The 17,223-nt window shown below is 69.8% G+C and carries 17 protein-coding genes; 2 read left to right on the forward strand and 15 right to left on the reverse strand.

What is annotated here, in order from left to right; all coding sequences use genetic code 11:
* The first annotated feature begins 42 nt into the window (after positions 1 to 42).
* Positions 43 to 2,265 carry a 1,4-alpha-glucan branching protein GlgB gene (gene glgB, locus ITJ62_RS09390; RefSeq protein WP_194602465.1) on the forward strand — a complete coding sequence of 741 codons (2,223 nt, stop codon included), beginning with the start codon at positions 43 to 45 and terminating at the stop codon, positions 2,263 to 2,265.
* A 78-nt stretch (positions 2,266 to 2,343) separates the two neighbouring features.
* On the opposite strand, the gene ITJ62_RS09395 is transcribed toward glgB, so the two are convergent.
* From ITJ62_RS09395 to rpsB, 11 genes are all read right to left on the reverse strand, one after another.
* Positions 2,344 to 3,324, reverse strand: coding sequence for a tetratricopeptide repeat protein (locus tag ITJ62_RS09395; protein ID WP_194601324.1), 981 nt, complete (start codon positions 3,322 to 3,324; stop codon positions 2,344 to 2,346).
* Positions 3,321 to 5,186, reverse strand: a complete 1,866-nt coding sequence (locus ITJ62_RS09400) for a hypothetical protein (RefSeq protein ID WP_194601326.1) — start codon at positions 5,184 to 5,186, stop codon at positions 3,321 to 3,323. Before ITJ62_RS09400 ends, ITJ62_RS09395 begins: the two co-directional genes overlap by 4 nt.
* A 118-nt stretch (positions 5,187 to 5,304) precedes the next feature.
* Positions 5,305 to 6,048, reverse strand: coding sequence for an alpha/beta hydrolase (locus ITJ62_RS09405; RefSeq protein WP_194601329.1), 744 nt, complete (start codon positions 6,046 to 6,048; stop codon positions 5,305 to 5,307).
* Between the two features lie 52 nt (positions 6,049 to 6,100).
* Positions 6,101 to 6,391 carry a hypothetical protein gene (locus tag ITJ62_RS19005; RefSeq protein WP_071260877.1) on the reverse strand — a complete coding sequence of 97 codons (291 nt, stop codon included), beginning with the start codon at positions 6,389 to 6,391 and terminating at the stop codon, positions 6,101 to 6,103.
* Between the two features lie 50 nt (positions 6,392 to 6,441).
* A complete protein-coding gene (locus ITJ62_RS09410; protein WP_240043904.1) occupies positions 6,442 to 7,110 on the reverse strand; it encodes a lytic transglycosylase domain-containing protein in 669 nt (222 codons plus the stop codon).
* A gap of 75 nt (positions 7,111 to 7,185) precedes the next feature.
* Complete coding sequence (locus ITJ62_RS09415; protein ID WP_370581881.1) at positions 7,186 to 7,743, reverse strand: DivIVA domain-containing protein; 558 nt, start codon at positions 7,741 to 7,743, stop codon at positions 7,186 to 7,188.
* 55 nt (positions 7,744 to 7,798) lie between these two features.
* Positions 7,799 to 8,845 (reverse strand): phosphatidate cytidylyltransferase, encoded by a 1,047-nt coding sequence (locus tag ITJ62_RS09420; RefSeq protein ID WP_240043907.1) that lies wholly within the window; start codon positions 8,843 to 8,845, stop codon positions 7,799 to 7,801.
* A gap of 71 nt (positions 8,846 to 8,916) precedes the next feature.
* Positions 8,917 to 9,471: a ribosome recycling factor gene (gene frr / locus ITJ62_RS09425; RefSeq protein ID WP_194601335.1), complete on the reverse strand. Its 555-nt coding sequence runs from the start codon at positions 9,469 to 9,471 to the stop codon at positions 8,917 to 8,919.
* 72 nt (positions 9,472 to 9,543) lie between these two features.
* Positions 9,544 to 10,257, reverse strand: a complete 714-nt coding sequence (gene pyrH / locus ITJ62_RS09430) for a UMP kinase (protein WP_056006822.1) — start codon at positions 10,255 to 10,257, stop codon at positions 9,544 to 9,546.
* Positions 10,258 to 10,426: 169 nt separating this feature from the next.
* Entirely contained in the window at positions 10,427 to 11,254 is an 828-nt protein-coding gene (tsf, locus tag ITJ62_RS09435) for a translation elongation factor Ts (protein ID WP_064295106.1), read from the reverse strand.
* A gap of 18 nt (positions 11,255 to 11,272) precedes the next feature.
* A complete protein-coding gene (gene rpsB / locus ITJ62_RS09440) occupies positions 11,273 to 12,196 on the reverse strand; it encodes a 30S ribosomal protein S2 (RefSeq protein WP_064295105.1) in 924 nt (307 codons plus the stop codon).
* A gap of 313 nt (positions 12,197 to 12,509) precedes the next feature.
* Between rpsB and ITJ62_RS09445 the strand changes: the two genes are divergently transcribed.
* On the forward strand, positions 12,510 to 13,034 hold the full coding sequence (locus ITJ62_RS09445; RefSeq protein WP_194601338.1) for a murein hydrolase activator EnvC: 525 nt from the start codon (positions 12,510 to 12,512) through the stop codon (positions 13,032 to 13,034).
* On the opposite strand, the gene ITJ62_RS09450 is transcribed toward ITJ62_RS09445, so the two are convergent.
* From ITJ62_RS09450 to ITJ62_RS09465, 4 genes are read right to left on the reverse strand one after another with little or no spacing between them, the layout of a single operon-like run.
* Positions 13,007 to 13,936, reverse strand: coding sequence for a tyrosine recombinase XerC (locus tag ITJ62_RS09450; protein ID WP_194601341.1), 930 nt, complete (start codon positions 13,934 to 13,936; stop codon positions 13,007 to 13,009). The two genes, ITJ62_RS09445 and ITJ62_RS09450, sit on opposite strands and share 28 nt — an antisense overlap.
* A 57-nt stretch (positions 13,937 to 13,993) precedes the next feature.
* Complete coding sequence (gene dprA / locus ITJ62_RS09455) at positions 13,994 to 15,334, reverse strand: DNA-processing protein DprA (RefSeq protein ID WP_228498137.1); 1,341 nt, start codon at positions 15,332 to 15,334, stop codon at positions 13,994 to 13,996.
* Positions 15,331 to 16,860: a YifB family Mg chelatase-like AAA ATPase gene (locus tag ITJ62_RS09460; protein WP_194601345.1), complete on the reverse strand. Its 1,530-nt coding sequence runs from the start codon at positions 16,858 to 16,860 to the stop codon at positions 15,331 to 15,333. Before ITJ62_RS09460 ends, dprA begins: the two co-directional genes overlap by 4 nt.
* Positions 16,860 to 17,216 (reverse strand): YraN family protein, encoded by a 357-nt coding sequence (locus ITJ62_RS09465; protein WP_064296323.1) that lies wholly within the window; start codon positions 17,214 to 17,216, stop codon positions 16,860 to 16,862. Before ITJ62_RS09465 ends, ITJ62_RS09460 begins: the two co-directional genes overlap by 1 nt.
* Positions 17,217 to 17,223 lie beyond the last annotated feature (7 nt).

The raw sequence follows: 17,223 nt of genomic DNA on the forward strand, positions 1-17,223 counted from the left end.
GGAGCCGCTGCACCGAAGCGCTCCGGCCGTCGAGCCGCACCGATGCCGGTCGACGCCACATCGGCGCCCCGGGAGCTCCCGCTCCCCTCCGTCGAGGACTGGATCCTCGACGCCGTCGCGGAGGGCCGCTACCACGATCCGCACGAGATCCTCGGCCAGCACCTGGTCGACCTCGGCGGGGTGAGCGACCCCCTCGTGGTCGTCCGCGCCAGACGCCCGCTGGCCGAGCAGGTCACGGCGGTGCTCGCCAACGGTGCGCGCGTCGAGCTCGCGCACGTCCGCGCCGGCATCTGGCAGGGCTTCCACGTCGACGGCATCATCGACTACACGCTCGACGCCCGCTACAGCGACGGGTCGATCTGGAACGCCGACGACCCGTACCGGTTCGCGCCGTCGATCGGTGAACTCGACCTGCACCTCATCGGCGAGGGTCGCCACGAACGGCTCTGGGACGCCCTGGGGGCACACGTCACCGAGCTGCGTGGGGTCACCGAGTCGGTCGCCGGCACCGCGTTCGCCGTCTGGGCACCCCACGCGCGCGCGGTCCGGGTCATCGGCGATCTCAACTCCTGGGACGGCACGGCGCACGCCATGCGCAACATGGGTGCGACGGGTGTCTGGGAGCTGTTCATCCCCACCATCGGCGCCGGCGAGCTGTACCGCTTCGAGATCCTGACCCAGCACGGCGACTGGGTCCGTCGGTCCGACCCGATGGCCCGGTTCACCGAGCGCTCCCCCGCCACCGCATCCGTGACCGGTGTCAGCGACTACCGCTGGACCGACGAGGCGTGGCTCGATCGGCGGGCCGCGAGCGATCCCCACAACGGGCCCATGAGCGTCTACGAGCTGCACGTCGGCTCCTGGCGTCCCGGGCTCGGCTACCGGGACCTCGCGGACCAGCTCATCGAGTACATCGCTGAGCTCGGCTACACGCACGTCGAGTTCATGCCGCTCGCCGAGCACCCCTTCGGCGGCTCCTGGGGCTACCAGGTCACCGGCTACTACGCGCCGACCAGCCGATTCGGTTCGAGCGACGACCTCAAGTACCTGATCGACCGTCTCCACGGTGCGGGGATCGGCGTCCTCATGGACTGGGTGCCCGGCCACTTCCCCAAGGACGAGTGGGCCCTCGCGAACTTCGACGGTCAGCCCCTCTACGAGCACCCCGACCCGCGACGTGGCGAACAGCCGGACTGGGGCACCCTCGTCTTCGACTTCGGCCAGCCCCAGGTCAAGAACTTCCTGGTGGCCAACGCCCTCTACTGGCTCGAGGAGTTCCACGTCGACGGCCTGCGCGTCGACGCCGTCGCCTCGATGCTGTACCTCGACTACTCGCGGAAGGACGGCGAGTGGCTGCCGAACGTCCACGGCGGGCGCGAGAACCTCGAGGCGATCAGTCTCCTGCAGGAGGCGAACGCGACGGCCTATCGACGGAACCCCGGCATCGTGATGATCGCCGAGGAGTCGACGAGTTGGCCCGGCGTCACCGCACCGACGAGCGAGGGCGGGCTGGGGTTCGGCCTGAAGTGGAACATGGGCTGGATGCACGATTCGCTCCAGTACATCGAGCACGACCCGCTCTACCGGTCGCACCACCACGGCGAGATCACCTTCTCGATGGTCTACGCCTTCAGCGAGAGCTTCCTCCTGCCGATCAGCCACGACGAGGTCGTGCACGGCAAGGGGTCCCTCCTCGCGAAGATGCCCGGTGACCACTGGCAGCAACTCGCGAACATGCGGGCCTACCTCGCCTTCATGTGGGCCCACCCCGGCAAGCAGTTGCTCTTCATGGGCCAGGAGTTCGGTCAGCCCTCCGAATGGTCGGAGGAACGCGGTCTGGACTGGTGGATCCTGGACCAGCCGAGCCACCGGGCACTGCTCGGCCTCGTGTCCCGACTCAACGCCGTGTACACGGAGCACCCGGCCCTCTGGGCCCTCGACCACGACGCCGCCGGCTTCGAATGGCTCGACGCCGGTGACTCGCAGAACAGCGTGCTCTCCTTCCTGCGCTGGGACGACGACGGCAACGTGATCGCCGCGCTCGTCAACTTCTCCGGCGCCCCCGTCGGCCCATACCGGGTCGGTCTGCCTCGCGCGGGTCGGTGGGAGGAACTCCTCAACACCGACGCCGTGGAGTACGGCGGATCCGGCGTGGGCAACTACGGATCGATCGAGGCGTCGGCGTCACCGTGGGCAGGACGCCCGGCTTCCGCCGAGCTCACCCTCCCCCCGCTCGGCATGATCTGGCTCAAGCACGTCGGCTGACCAGGCTTCCGCGGCACCCGGATGCACGACGAAGGCTCGCCTCCTGAGGGAGGCGAGCCTTCGTCGTGCATCGGTCGGTCAGTACAGGAGCCCGGTCAACCGGGCCCTGGCCTTCATGACGCGCGGATCGGTGACGCCGGCGACCTGGAACAGCTCGAGCAGGCGCGTCCGGACGGTGTCCTTGCCCGACTGGTCGAGGTCGGAGAACAGCGTCAGCAGCCGGTCGAAGGCGTCCTCGAGGTGCCCTCCGGAGAGGTCGAGGTCGGCGACGGTCAGCTGGGCGTCGAGATCGTCGGGAGCGGCGGCCGCTCGTCCGCGGATCTCATCGAGGGTCTTCCCCGTGAGGCGGTGCAGCAGACGGACCTGGGCGAGGCCGGCCACGGCCATGTCGTCCTTCGGGTTCTGCGCGATGGCCTTCTCATACGCGGCGATGGCCGTCGGGTAGTCGGCGCGCTCGATGGCCTCGTACGCCTCGGCGTGGAGGGGCGGCAGCGGCTCCTCGACGGGCTCGGCGGGGGCTGCGGCGTCGCCATCGGCGACGACGGCCCGACCGGAGACCCCGTTCTGCTCGGCCAGCTGCAGCAGCTGCTCGATGACATCGCGCACCTGCGACTCCGGGATCGCGCCGTTGAACATCGGCACCGGGCGTCCGCCCACGACGGCGACGACCATCGGGATCGACTGCGCCTGGAAGGCCTGGGAGAGCTGCGGGTTCGCGTCGACGTCCACCTTGGCGAGCACGAAGCGACCTGCGTATTCGGCGGCGAGGCGCTCGAGCACCGGCGAGAGCTGCTTGCACGGCCCGCACCATTCGGCCCAGAGGTCGATGACGACGGGGACCACTGAGGACAGCTCGACGACCTGTCCGAACCCGTCGTCCGTCGCGTCGAAGACGAGGGACGGGACCTGGACGGTCTGATCGGTCGTCGCGCCGGGCGCTTCTGCAGGCACGCCTGGCTGGGCCGGCACACCGGCGGGCGGCGCCTGGTGGCGACGCGCGAGGCCGGAGAGGTCGACGGCGCCGCGCAGGTGTGCTGCGCTCGGCTCCGCGGCACTCACGGGAGCTCCGATGCGGCGATGAGGGTCTGGGTGAATCCGAGCAAGGTGATCTTCTCTCCGGAGTTGACGGCTGGCACGTAGAACAGGAGCTGGTCGCCGTAGGTGGCCTGCGTCCCCTTCGCGCTCTCGGTGATCCCGGAGAGCGCGGCGACCGCACCCGAAGGTTTCACGGTAGCACCGGCTGTGACGACGGAGACCACCTCCCCCTCCTGCACGTTGACGGCGACGATCGCACCGGAATCGTTGGTCGCCAGCGCGACGTTCGGGCCGGTACCGGCGGCCGCCGAGAAGGCGATACTCGCCGTGGTGGGGAGGCTCGCGGCCTTCGTGGCGCGGTCCGCGGCGACCTGCGTGCGGAAGACGTCGCCATCGGCGTTGAACAGGCCGGCGAAGGTGCTCGCATCGCCGTTCGTGATGATGTCGGCGTACGCCGCGGCGATCTCCTCCGGCGGCATGACGAGCAGCTTCGAGTCCGGCGGGACGCTCGCGGCACCGATGGTCGCCGGCGCGACGTTCTCGAGACGGGCGCCCTCGAGGAGCTTCTCCGCGTAGACGACCTGGTAGTTGGACCGCGGATCCTGCTGGGTCATCACGAGGACCGTCGGCGACACCGTCTCGTCGGCCTTGTCCTGGATCGCGGTCATGACCGTCCGTGGCCAGGCGTCCGTCGCCTGAGGCAGCGTGAGCGTGACGGGTGACGCGGGGATGGGCGTCGCGCCAGCGGCGTCGGCCACCTTCGAGCGGAGGGCGTAGTTCGCGGTGCGCTCCTCGAGCGCCGGCCCGGAGAACCGGACGGCTGCGGCGGTACCGTCGAGCGCAGCATCGGCTTCGGACGCCGCCGTCGAGATCCGCGACACGATCCGCTCGACCTGAGGCACGGTGACGACGGGCGCCGCGAAGTCCTGGTCCTGGCTGTCGGCCGGCAGGTCCGTCGCGGTGACGGTGGGCGTCGGTGACGGCGCTCCGATGGTCGGCCAGTAGTCCTGGGAGCAGCCGCTCAGACCGAGCGTGCCGATGAGGACGAGCGGGACGCCCACGACGAGGGACCGGCGGAGCGGGGAGCGCTTCGTCTTGCCGGCTCCGAGTTCACGGGGGCGGCGCGGCTTCGGTTGTCTCGACATCTTCGTGATGCCCTTCTGTCCTTGTCCCGGACCCTTGCGACGCGGGCCTCGCGAGCGACGCATGCGCTGGATCCCCGAGAGGTAGAGCACGATGCCGGCGAGGAGCACGAGGATGCCACCGGCGATCAGCGGACCTGCCCACGGGGTGGCGTTGTCGAGTGGCCAGGAGAGGCGGAGGGAATCCGGAGCAGCGGCCGAGCCGTCGGTCGCGATGAGCACGTCGATGTCCTTCGGCAGGTTCATCGTCGCGATGACCGCGCCCGCTTCGTCGTACTCGCCGAGCCAGAGGTCGGATCCGCGCGGGTCCGGGCCCTTCTCGGAGGTGGTGGTGTCGTCGGTGGCCTCTGGGGCCGACGTCGCCGACGGCTCGGGACTCGGGGTCGCTCCGTCGTCGTCGGTGGCGTCCGCCTCGGCGGTGACGGTCGTGGTCGTCAGGGCGGTGCCGGCGCTGTTGACGCCGACCCGGCTGTAGGGCTCGTCGCCGAGCCAGGCCGCGATGTCGTCGGAGCGCCCGTAGCTCATGAACACCTGCGTGTCGCCGCCCGCGCCCGCCACGATGGACTGCGCTCCCGGCTGCGACTGCAGCACGCTCCCGGGGATGACGATGAACCGGTCACCGCTGTCGACCGTCGTGGACAGGCTGAAGGTGCCGGGCGAGAGGAACACGGTCCGTTGCGCGATTCCCGTCACGATCATGACGGCTGCCACGACGAACGCGGCGATGGCGAGAACGAAACGCACGGATTACTCTCCTCTGGCGTCGGAGCGACGCGGGTGATCCTGCGTCCGACGGGATCCGGCGGGTCGGGCCGGCAGGAGACGCAGGTGGTTCAGGCTATCGGAAATGACTGGGAGGCGGCTAGACGGCCGCTGGGAGGCCGGGGGCCGGCCAGTGCGTCGGGAGCGGTAACGCCTCGGGACGCACTGCAGCGACGATCTCGGTGAGCACGCGTCGGGTCTGACTCTCCCCCACCCACAGGTGCTTGGCACCGTCCACCGGGACCAGGGTGGCCCCGGGGAGCACGCCGAACCGTTCCGCCGCTTCCGCTGGTCGGAGGTAGTCGTCGAACTCGGGCACGAGGACGACCATCGGCCGGTCGTCGCCGGCCCAGGCCCGGAGCTCATCCTCCGTCGTGCGGTGCAGCGGCGGAGAGAGGAGGATCACGCCGTCGACGACCGGGTCGCGCCCGTACTTCAAGGCCAGCTCGGTCCCGAACGACCATCCGACGATCCACGGATGCGGAAGCCCGCGCTCGGCCACGAACGCCAGCGCGGCCTCGACATCGGCCCGCTCGCCGACGCCGCCGTCGAACGCGCCGTCGCTCGTCCCTCGAGGAGACGAGGTGCCGCGGGTGTTGAAGCGGAGCACTGCGATCCCCGCGAGCGCAGGCAAGCGCGCCGCGGCCTTCCGGAGCACATGGGAGTCCATGAACCCGCCGGCGGTCGGCAGCGGGTGGAGCGTCACCAGGGTCGCGACGATCTCGCCGTCGGCCGGCACCGCGAGCTCGCCGACCAGGGTCAGTCCGTCGGCCGTGTGCAGCTCGATCTCCTCGCGGACGGCGGGGAGTTCGGCGCCACCACGGATCTCGATGGTGTCGGTCATGGGTCAGTCCTCCGGAGCAGTGTGGTCGGGTCGATTCGCGGCGTGCGGACGTTCACCGGATCCGCCAGCAGTGGGAGTGCCAGTGCCGCCGGGCAGCGATGTCGGCCTGGTCGCCCAGGACCCCGTCAGCGCGCCACGTCACCACATGAGCGGTGCCGGGCGGGATGGACTGTCCGCATCCAGGACACACGTAGGTCTTCTGCGCACTGGAACCGCTGACGGGCTGGACGAACCAGGATCCGTCTCGATGGTCCTCGGTGCGTTTCCACCCCGCCATCAGCCGTTCGAGACCGTTACCCTCGTCGTCGCCGGGCCGTGGCCGGTGGCGGTGGTGTCGGGGCATGGGTCAAGTCTAGGCTCAGCCTCCACGACCGTGTCGGGAGGCGGTTCCGGTCAGTACCAGCCGTTGGACTCCGAGTGGGCCCACGCGCCACACGGCGTGCTGTACCGACTCGTGATGTACCCGAGACCCCAGGTGATCTGCGTCGCGGGGTTGGTGGCCCAATCGGCTCCGGCCGAGGCCATCTTGGAGCCGGGAAGCGCCTGCGGGATACCCGTGGCGCCGGAGCTGGCGTTGTAGGCGTACACGTTCCAACCCGACTCGCGGTTCCACAGGGAGACGAGACAGCTGTACTCGCCCTCGCCCCATCCATTGGCCATGACCATGTCGTAGGCGATGGCCTGAGCCGTACCCGGGTCGGGCGTGCCTGCCGCGGGAGCGCTGCCCGTGGACGAGGAACCGCCGCCGGTCGCGGCCGGTGTCGCCACGGGAGGCGGCGGGGGCGGAGCGACGACCTCGTAGCTGTCGCGGGCGAAGGTGTACTGGTAGTTCGAGCTTGCGACGACCGACTGCGCGGCGTTGCCACCGAACTGCGCCTGCTTCTCCGCATAGGAGGACGCCACGACGCTCGAGGTCGGGTCGACCATCGTCACGGCGACGAAGCCGAACGCAGCCGTCGCCGCGAAGATCCCGAGGACCTTCTTGCCGCGAGAGCGCGGCCGACGGTAGGACTGAACCGCCTTACCGGTGTTCGGCTGGGCTGATGGTTTCCACGGGGTCACGTCAGTTGAGTCTTGAGGCACGATGCATCGATGGTAGCCGAGAATGCCTGATCAGGCCACCTGGTCGCCCGACGCTCAGCGAACCGCCAGCATGACGTCCACGACGCTGTCGAGCAGTGCGTCGACCTGCGACTCGCGGTAACCGGCCCATTCGTTGCGGAACACGGCCGTGCGGACGCGGTCGATGTTGAGCGGTGTGCCGTCGTGGAAGTAGGCGACGAGGCGATCCGCGAGGGCGTCCACGTCCTTCCGGCTGTAGCCGCGGGCGAGCAGGCTCACGCGCTGGAACCGCTGGCCCTCCGGCCTCGTCAGCCGGTTGAGGATGACCTGCGCGGTGCCGCGGGCGTCGCGCAGCCATTCCTTGGCGCCGCGCTCCTCGACCGACCGCTCCCGCTCGCGGAGCGAGAAGGCGTCCTCGAGTCGCTCGAGCGCCGCGTCGACATGCTCGGTGCTGTAGCCACCCCGGACGAGCCGGAACGCAACGTGCCGGATGTCCTCGGCGCTGAGGATCGCATCGGCGTCGGCGTCGGTGTCCTGCCCGTAGGCGGCGCGAGCGCGGTCGAGGAACTCGTCGACCTCGGCCGGATCGTAGCCACGCTTCGAACGTTTTGCGGTGGGGAAGATCGTGCTCACCGGACCATTCTCCCCCATGAGGGGCTGATCGGGCGAAATCGGACCGCGCAGGGACTCAGACCGCGAGTCCGCCGAACAGGAGGTAGACCACGTAGGCGACGACCGCCGACGGCAGGATCGAGTCCAGGCGGTCGAGGAATCCCCCGTGCCCCGGAAGCCACGAGCTCATATCCTTCACGCCGATGTCGCGCTTGATGAGCGACTCCGCGAGGTCGCCGACCGTGGCACTGCCGAGGAGCAGCAGGCCGAGCAGGACACCGACCCACCACGGAACACCGAGCATGAGGATCGCGAGCAGCACGCCGGCCACGACCGAGACGACACCAGCCCCGGCGAAGCCCTCCCAGGTCTTGTTCGGGCTGATCACGGGCGCCATCTTGTGCTTGCCGAACGACAGACCGCTCACGTAGGCGCCGACGTCGACGCAGATGACGAGGATCAGGAAGGCGAGCGTCCACCACTCGCCCTCGGGCTGGGCGACCAGGAACACAGCGAAGGAGGCGAGGAAGGGGACGTAGACCTGGATGAACGTCCCGGACGCGAGGTCGCGGACGAGCGTGGGGAGGTCGGTCCGCTTCGAGGCGATGGCCTGCTCGGCCACGCGCCAGACGATGACGAGCAGGATGCCGAGCAGGACGACGGACCAACGCCAGACGTCGTGGAGGAAGAACGCCGCCGGCTGCATCGCGACGGCCGAGATGACGGTCGGGATCGCCGGGACCCGGCGCCCGGTCTGCTCGAGGGCCTTCCGCAGCTCCAGCGTGGCGAAGGCCACCACGGCCGAGGCCAGGACGACGAAGATCACCTTGAAGATGATCAGGCTCACGAGCATGATGCCGCCTGCGGCCACCCCGATGAGGATGGCGTTCACCAGGTTGCGGCCGACGCGCGCCTCGATGCGTTCGTTCGTCGCGTCGAACTGCGCCTTCGTCGCCTGGACCTGCCGTTCGATGTCGGCGCGTTTGGCGTCGACCTGCCGCTCGAATTTCGCGCGGCGGTCCTTCAGCTGGGACCGCAACTCCTGCGAGCCCGACTTGCCGGACCGGCCGGGCTCGGGCTTCGACGGATCGCTCGATCGCCCGGGAGCGACATCGTCTTCCACAGGTACCTCCAGCGGGCGTGCCGTCGGTCGAGGGACCGGTCGGCGAACGGAATCAGCGGTGGGACAGCGGCTCAGATGGAGAGCAGCTCGGTCTCCTTGGCCTTCAGCGCGGCGTCGACGGCGTCGATGTGCGCCTTCGTGACGGCCTCGAGCTCCTTCTCGCCGCGTGCGACGTCGTCATCGCCGACCTCGCTCTTGAGCGCCTCGAGGTCGTCCTTGCCCTTGCGACGGATGTTGCGGATCGACACCTTCGCGTCTTCACCCTTGCCGCGGACGATCTTGACGTACTCCTTGCGACGCTCAGCGGTCAGTTCGGGCATGGTGACCCGGATGACGGTGCCGTCGTTCGTCGGGTTGGCGCCGAGGTTCGGGATGTCGCGGATCGCCTGCTCGATGTCGCGCAGTGCGGACTTGTCGTAGGGCGTCACGACGATCGTGCGAGCTTCCTGGTTCTGCAGGGAGGCGAGCTGCGCCAGCGGCGTCGGCGTGCCGTAGTAGCTCACCAGGACCTTCTGGAACAGCTGGGGGTTGGCGCGACCCGTACGCACCGTGGCGAAGTCATCCTTCGCGGCCTCGACGGCCTTCGACATCCGGGTACCAACATCCGAGAGGACATCCGCGATCACGAGCACTCCTTTGATTGCATTACTGGGTTCAGTCTAGTCGGGCGGCGGGCCTCGGCCTGGCCGCCCTGCCGCCTAGGCGGAGGTGACGAGGGTGCCGATCGCGGCACCGCGGATGGCCGCCGTGACGTTGCCGGCCGGCTCCATGCCGAAGACGCGCATCGGCATGCCGTTGTCCATACAGAGGCTGAAGGCCGTCGAGTCGACGACCTTGAGGCCGCGCTGGAGCGCCTCCTGATAGGAGATGGTGTCGATCTTCGTCGCCGTCGGGTCGACGCGGGGGTCGGCGGTGTAGACGCCGTCGACGCCGTTCTTGGCGACGAGGACCTCGACGGCTCCGATCTCGAGCGCGCGCTGTGCCGAGACGGTGTCGGTCGAGAAGTACGGGAGTCCGGCGCCCGCTCCGAAGATGACGACGCGACCCTTCTCGAGGTGTCGCTCGGCACGGAGCGGGATGTAGGGCTCGGCGACCTGCGTCATGGCGATGGCCGACTGCACGCGCGTGGCGGCGCCGGCCTGTTCCAGGAAGTCCTGGAGCGCCAGGGCGTTCATGACCGTTCCGAGCATGCCCATGTAGTCGGCTCGGCCGCGGTCCATGCCGCGCTGGCTGAGCTCGGCTCCGCGGAAGAAGTTGCCGCCTCCGACGACCACTGCGACCTCGACCTCGGCGGTCGCCTCAGCGATCTCGCGGGCGATCGACCCGACCACGTCGGGGTTGACGCCCAACTGGCCGCCTCCGAACGCCTCACCTGACAGCTTGAGCAGTACCCTGCGCTTCTTCTCCGGCATCCGCCTGTCCTTCCTCGTCCCTCACACAACTTAGCGTCAGGAGCCGCCCGCTGTCCGCGACAGCCGTCGACTCGCTGGCTGGATCGTCACCGATCCCACGTGCACGGGTATGCCCGCGCACGCAAAGGGGTCCGGATCGCCACTGGCGATCCGGACCCCGTCACAACTGCTACGCGCCGACCTTGAAGCGGGCGAACCCGGTCACGGTGAGGCCCGCGTCAGCGAGCACCTTCTGCACGGACAGCTTGTTGTCCTTGGCGTAGTCCTGCTCGAGGAGCGCGACCTGCTTGAAGTACGAGGTCACGCGGCCCTCGACGATCTTCGGCAGTGCAGCCTCGGGCTTGCCCTCGTTCTTCGAGATCTCGGTGACGATCTCGCGCTCCTTCTCGACCTCGTCGGCCGGGACGTCGTCGCGGCTGAGGTAGGACGGGTTGGCGAACGAGATGTGCTGCGCGATGCTGCGAGCTGTCTCCGCGTCGTCGCCCGTGTAGCCGACGACCACGCCGACCTGCGCGGGCAGGTCCTTGTTCGTCTTGTGGAGGTAGACGGCGAAGTGCTCACCGTGCACCACCGCGAGGCGGCGGAGCTCGAACTTCTCACCGATGATCGCAGCGGAGTCCGCGATGACCTCGGCGACGGTCTTGCCGTCGGCCGGAGCCGCGTTCCCCTCTTCGACGGTGGTCGCGCCGGCGGCGACGACTGCGTCGAGGACGAGGTCGGCCAGGGCGAGGAACTTCTCACCCTTCGCGACGAAGTCGGTCTCGCAGGCGAGCTCGATGAGCGTGGCGGTGTCGCCGTTCTCCTTCGCGGCGACGAGGCCCTCGCTCGTGGAGCGGTCGGCACGCTTCGCGTTGCCCTTCGCACCCTTGAGACGCAGGATCTCGGTCGCCTTCTCGACGTCGCCATCGGCTTCGACGAGTGCGTTCTTGGTGTCGACCATGCCGGTGCCGAGCTGCTCGCGCAGCACCTTCAGGTCAGCGAGAGAAAAGTTGGCCATTGCTGGTGTCCTCCTTGATTACTTCTCGTCGGCGACGACGGCGGCAGCTGCGCCCTCGGCGTCGGCGGCGGACTCGGTTGCAGCGACCTCGACGTCTTCGACAGCCGGGGCTGCCTCGACGGCGTCGGTTGCGGCGATCGCCTCATCGGCGACCTTCTCGGTCTCGGCGGAACCCTGCTCGCCGCCCTGGAGCAGCTCCTGCTCCCACTCGGCGAGCGGCTCGGCCGGGGCGTCGCCCTCGGTCGGCTTCTGGTGGCGCTGGATGAGACCCTCGGCGGCGGCGTCGGCGATGATGCGCGTCAGCAGGCCGACGGAACGGATCGCGTCGTCGTTACCCGGGATCGGGTAGGTGACCTCGTCGGGGTCGCAGTTGGTGTCGAGGATGCCGATGACCGGGATGCCGAGCTTGCGCGCCTCGTCGATCGCGAGGTGCTCCTTCTTGGTGTCGACGACCCAGAGCGCCGACGGCGTCTTCGAGAGGTTGCGGATACCACCGAGCGACTTGTGGAGCTTGTCCAGCTCGCGCTTCTTGATGAGGAGTTCCTTCTTGGTGAAGCCGCTCTTGGAGGCGTCTTCGAAGTCGAGCTCCTCGAGCTCCTTCATGCGGGCGAGTCGCTTCGACACCGTCTGGAAGTTGGTGAGGAGGCCACCGAGCCAACGCTGGTTGACGTAGGGCTGGCCGACGCGCGTCGCCTGCTCGGCGATGACTTCCTGCGCCTGCTTCTTCGTGCCGACGAAGAGGATGGTGCCGCCGTGGGCGACCGTCTCCTTGACGAAGTCGAAGGCCTGGTCGATGTAGCCGAGCGACTGCTGCAGGTCGATGATGTAGATGCCGGAACGCTCGGTGAAGATGAAGCGCTTCATCTTCGGGTTCCAACGGCGGGTCTGGTGCCCGAAGTGCACGCCGCTGTCGAGCAGCTGGCGGATGGTTACGACGGCCATGAGCCGTTCTCCTGTTCTGCGCTCGCCACCGCACCGCTGACGCGGACGGGTGGGAGTGCCTCGGTTGTCTGACGGACCGGATGGCCTCGTCCCTGGTGCCCGGCGCACGTCCGCCACGCTCCGGAGAGCGAGGACCGATTGGAAGTGGTGGCCGAAATGGCACGCGTAGTCACCCCGACGAGCGAGGTGCTCCGTTCAGCATAGCATCAGGCCACCGTGATGACGGCGCTCCACAGGCCGTCCGACCAGGTCCGTCTCCCCGCTCCGAGGCGCCCACCCGCCCTCGCTCTCCCGAGCCCGTCAGGCTCGGATCATGATGACCTCGATCGCCAGTTGGTTCCTCATCTCCTGCCTGGTGCTCCTCGCACCCATGAGCACGTCTGGGGCGGCGCCGGCCTGGAGCTGGCCGATCGCTCACCCGCACGTCGTCACCGAGCCGTTCGTCGCGCCACCCGACCCGTACAGCGCCGGCCACCGGGGTGTCGACATCGCGGCATCGCCCGGTCAGACGGTGGCCGCAGCGGCCGCCGGCGTCGTGACGTTCAGCGGGACGGTGGTCGACCGCCCACTCGTCGTGATCCGGCACGACGACGGACACGTCTCGAGCATCGAGCCGGTGGTGGGTTCGGTCGACGTCGGTAGCCGCGTGACCCGCGGGGCACCGATCGGGACGGTCGGCGTCGGCGGACACTGCGCCGACGGCTGCGTGCACTTCGGGGTGCGGCTCGACGGCGTCTACGTCAATCCGATGCTGCTGCTCGGCGAGGTGCCTCCGGCCGTCCTGCTCCCACTGACCGCGACGGCGGGGGCTCAGGCCCGCGGGTGGGCGTTGCGGTAGCTCTCCTTGATGCGTTCGACGGAGACGTGCGTGTAGATCTGCGTCGTCGCGAGACTCGCGTGGCCGAGGAGTTCCTGGACCGCGCGGAGGTCCGCTCCCCCGTCGAGCAGGTGCGTCGCGGCGGTGTGCCGCAGGGCGTGAGGCCCTGCCGGACCACCACCGGGCACGGCGTCGAGGAGCCGGGCGACGAGCGTGTAGACGGAGCGCGGGCCGAGCCGCCCTCCGCGCGCGCCGAGGAAGAGGGCTGCACCGGGCGTCGGTCCGCGGTCGTTCGCGGCTGCACGGGCGACCAGCTGCGGGCGGGCGCTCGTGAGGTAGTCGACGATCGCCGACTGAGCGGGGACGCCGAACGGAACGACCCGCTCTCTGTCGCCTTTGCCCGTGACACGGACGGTGAGTCGGTCGAGGTCGAGGTCGTCCCGGTCGAGTCCGCACAGCTCGGACACGCGGAGGGCCGAGGCGTAGAGCAGTTCGACGACGGCGAGGTCGCGGAGGGCGTTCGGCTCCCCCGATGCGGCGCGGTCCTCGAGCCCCGCGAGGAGGTCGTCGAACGGGCCCCGGCCGACGACGCGTGGCAGGGTCCGACCCGTCTTCGGACTCCGGAGACGTGCAGCGACGTCCGAATCGACCCTGCCGGTGCGCAGGAGCCAGGCGCTCCAGGCCTTGGCCGTCGCGGTGCGTCGCGCGAGCGTCGCCTTGGACGAGCCTGCCTCGGAAGCGGCCCAGAGCCAGTCTCGGAGGAGGTCCAGCGTCACGCCGTCGACGAGCTCGACGTCGCGTCCGGTGGCGAAGTCGGCGAGCTGCCGGAGATCGGAGGCGTAGGCGCGAACGGTCTGCGGCGACAGCCGACGCTCGGAAGCGAGATGCTCCGAGAACCCGTCGATGCTGCTCCAGATGTCCACGTGGACAGCATGCCCCACGCGTCCGACGCCGTGGCCTTCCCCCGCCGACCGATCACCTCACGCCCGTCCCCCGACGAGCACCCACCCTCGTTCGCGTTCCTCGACGGCCCCGGCGAGATCGAGCGCACCGAGCACGCCGCTGACCTCTCGAGGACTCAGCCCACTCGCTTTCGCAAGCGCTTCGACGGTGCGCGGCGAGCGCGCGCTCATCACATCACGGACCCGGCGTTCCTCTGGCGAGGCGAACGCCTGCGCGTCCGCGTCGACCGCGGTCCATCCGGCGAGTTCCGCCATCTGCTCGGCGTTCGTCACGCAGGTGGCGGCGTACTCACGGATCAGGCGGTGGCAGCCCGCCGACGACGGACTCGTGACCGGGCCGGGCACGGCTCCGAGCGGACGCCCGAGGGACGCAGCGTGACCCGCCGTGTTGATCGACCCGGAGCGGTCGCCGGCCTCCACGATCACCGTCGCAGCCGAGGCTGCGGCGATGAGTCGGTTCCGCTGCAGAAATCGCCATTTGGACGGTGTCGACCCGCACGGTGATTCGCTGATGACGGCTCCACCGGCCTCGCGGATCCGACGGATGAGCGCATCGTGACCGGCCGGGTACGGCCGATCGACCCCACCTGCGAGATAGGCCACGGTCAGGCCGCCGCTCCCGAGGGCGGCTCGGTGCGCCGCGCCGTCGATGCCGTACGCGGCACCCGACACGATCGCGAAGCCCCGATCGACGAGCCCGGCCGCCGCCTCGAGGGTGACGTGCTCGCCGTAACCGGACGCGGCCCGGGCCCCGACCAACGCGATGGCGCGTTCTCCCGCAGGGACTTCGGGAGAACCACGCAGCCAGAGGGCGTGCGGCGCGTGCACACCGAGGTGGTCGAACCCCGCATGCCAGCCCGGAGCGCCTGGCAGGAGTAGTCGGACGCCGACCTCGATGGCCACCTCGCATGCGGCGACGAGGTCAGCCGAGACGAGACGGGGGCGCCAGCGTTCCAGCGCACTTCCGAGCACGCGGGAGGCGGGCATCGCGGCGGGATCCTCGGACTCGGCATCGGCCGACGTCGAGCCCGAGCCCCTCGACCACTCGCTGCCGAGGATACGGCGCTGCAGTTCGGTCGGCCCCACCCGGTCCAGAACCGCTGACAGTGCGCCCGCAGGGCCGAGCGCACCGACCACGAGCCCGGCCACGCCATCGCCCGGTTCGGCGATCATCGTCCAGGCTGCCCGAGCGAAGGCCGCCCGTATCCCGGTGTTGCCGACGTTGTCGTCGGCCTCCGAGATGTGCTCGGCACCTCCATCTGCGCGAGGACCGCCCACGGCCTCAGCCGGCTCCAGGCCGCCGAGTCCACGGACGAGGCGTTCGACCAAGTCGCGGTCCAAGCCGAACCACGCGCTCATGAGATGCCCTTCCGCAGGAAGAGGGCGCGCCCCAAGTGGTCGGCTGTGGGGCTACCGGCCCCGTCGAGGTCGGCAAGCGTCCAGCTCAGTCGGAGGATGCGGTCGTAGCCACGCATGGTGATCCCTCCCCGCTCGAGGGAGCGGTCCAATGCGGTGGTGACGGACCTGGGCAGCCGCATCCGCGGGCTCCTGAGCCAGGTGCCGCTCGCCTGTGCGTTCGTGGTCCAGCCGGTGCCGGCCAACCGCTCGGCACTCGCGGCCCGCACCGCTTCGACGCGGGAACGGGCCTCAGCGGTGGAGACCCCACCCTCCTGCGAGAGACTCGTCAGTGCCGAGGTGATCCTGTGCACCCGCACGCGGATGTCGATCCGGTCGAGGAGCGGCCCCGAGATCCGCCCGAGATAGCGTCGACGGGCCTGCGGTGGACAGGTGCAGACGCCGTCCGCCGTGCCGTACTGGCCGCAGGGGCAGGGGTTCGCGGCGAGGACGAGTTGGAAGGCGGCCGGGAACGTCGCGCTGCCGTGCGCACGATGCACGGTGACCACGCCGGCTTCGAGTGGCTGACGCAGTGAGTCGAGGACGTCGGCGCGGAACTCCGGTGCTTCGTCGAGGAAGAGCACGCCGTGCGCCGCGCGCGCGGCTGCCCCGGGCCGGATCTGGCGCGAACCGCCACCGATGATCGCCGCTGCCGATGACGAGTGGTGCGGGCTCTCCCACGGTGGTCGTCGGGCGAGCGCGCCGTCTGGCGGCAGACCGATGAGCGAGCGGAGGCAGCTGACCTCGACCGCTGCCTCGGGCTCGAGGTCGGGAAGGATCTCGGGGAGCCGGGCGGCCAGCATGGTCTTGCCGGCACCGGGAGGTCCGACCATCATGACGTGGTGCCCGCCGGCCGCCGCCGCGACCATTGCATCGACCGCGTCCGGTTGTCCGACCACGTCCGCGAGATCGAGTGGGTCGGGCGTGGGTATCCGGTCGACCCGTTGCCGGACCGGTTCGAGGTCGATCGCGGTCAGTTCTGCACCGTGCCAGATGGCCGCATCACGCAGCGAGGTCGCCCCGATCACCGTGACGCCAGGCACGAGCTGCGCCTCCTCGACGTTGGCCGTCGGCACCATCACCGCGTCGTAACCGGCGCGGGCGACGGCGAGGACGGCCGGCAGCACGCCGACGAGCGGACGGAGCCGACCGTCGAGCCCGAGCTCACCGAGGTGCACGACCCGCTCGGCGGACTCCCGGCGGACAAGGCCTCCCACGGCGAGACAGGCGATCGCCATGGAGAGGTCGAAGGCGCTCCCCTGCTTGGGCAGCGACGCGGGAGACAGGTTGATCGTGAGCTTGCCACCGGGCAGCTCGCAGCCGGAGTTCGCCGTCGCACTCTTGATGCGGTGTGCGGCCTCACCGAGCGACTTGTCGGGAAGGCCGACGATCGCCATGCCCGGCACGGTCGCGGCGGCCGACGCCTCGACCTCCACGATCGCGCCAGTGAGTCCGGCGAGTGCGACCGACCAGGTGCGTGCGACGGCCATCAGGAGACTCCCCGCAGGTGCTGGAGTCGCATGTCCCCTTCGGAGGGCAGCACGATGCCGACGACGTCGACGCGCATCCGCCTCGAGCGCGGTCGGTGCTCAGCGCACCAGGCCCCGGCGAGGCGACCGATCCGGGCCAGCTTGCTCGGCGTGACCGCCTCTGCGGGATCACCGAAGCCGACGCCGGAACGGGTCTTCACCTCGACGAAGACCAGCGTGCCGTCGTCGTCCGCGACGAGGTCGAGTTCACCCTGCGGGCATCGCCAATTGCGGTCGAGGATGCGGTATCCGCACGCCTCGAGATGATCCGCCGCCACCTGCTCGCCGCGTCGGCCGAGCTCGTCCTTCCGTGCCATGTGCACC

It is taken from the genome of Plantibacter sp. VKM Ac-2876, assembly GCF_015350715.1.
GTDB classification, from domain to species: Bacteria; Actinomycetota; Actinomycetes; order Actinomycetales; family Microbacteriaceae; genus Plantibacter; species Plantibacter auratus.

Coding starts and splice junctions, on each gene's coding strand:
- ITJ62_RS09465 (WP_064296323.1), bottom strand. CDS start 17,216: ATGGCACGGAAGGACGAGCTCGGCCGACGCGGCGAGCAGGTGGCGGCG.
- ITJ62_RS09405 (WP_194601329.1), bottom strand. CDS start 6,048: ATGACCGACACCATCGAGATCCGTGGTGGCGCCGAACTCCCCGCCGTC.
- pyrH (WP_056006822.1), bottom strand. CDS start 10,257: ATGCCGGAGAAGAAGCGCAGGGTACTGCTCAAGCTGTCAGGTGAGGCG.
- ITJ62_RS09460 (WP_194601345.1), bottom strand. CDS start 16,860: ATGGCCGTCGCACGCACCTGGTCGGTCGCACTCGCCGGACTCACTGGC.
- glgB (WP_194602465.1), top strand. CDS start 43: ATGCCGGTCGACGCCACATCGGCGCCCCGGGAGCTCCCGCTCCCCTCC.
- rpsB (WP_064295105.1), bottom strand. CDS start 12,196: ATGGCCGTCGTAACCATCCGCCAGCTGCTCGACAGCGGCGTGCACTTC.
- ITJ62_RS19005 (WP_071260877.1), bottom strand. CDS start 6,391: ATGCCCCGACACCACCGCCACCGGCCACGGCCCGGCGACGACGAGGGT.
- dprA (WP_228498137.1), bottom strand. CDS start 15,334: ATGAGCGCGTGGTTCGGCTTGGACCGCGACTTGGTCGAACGCCTCGTC.
- ITJ62_RS09445 (WP_194601338.1), top strand. CDS start 12,510: ATGATGACCTCGATCGCCAGTTGGTTCCTCATCTCCTGCCTGGTGCTC.
- tsf (WP_064295106.1), bottom strand. CDS start 11,254: ATGGCCAACTTTTCTCTCGCTGACCTGAAGGTGCTGCGCGAGCAGCTC.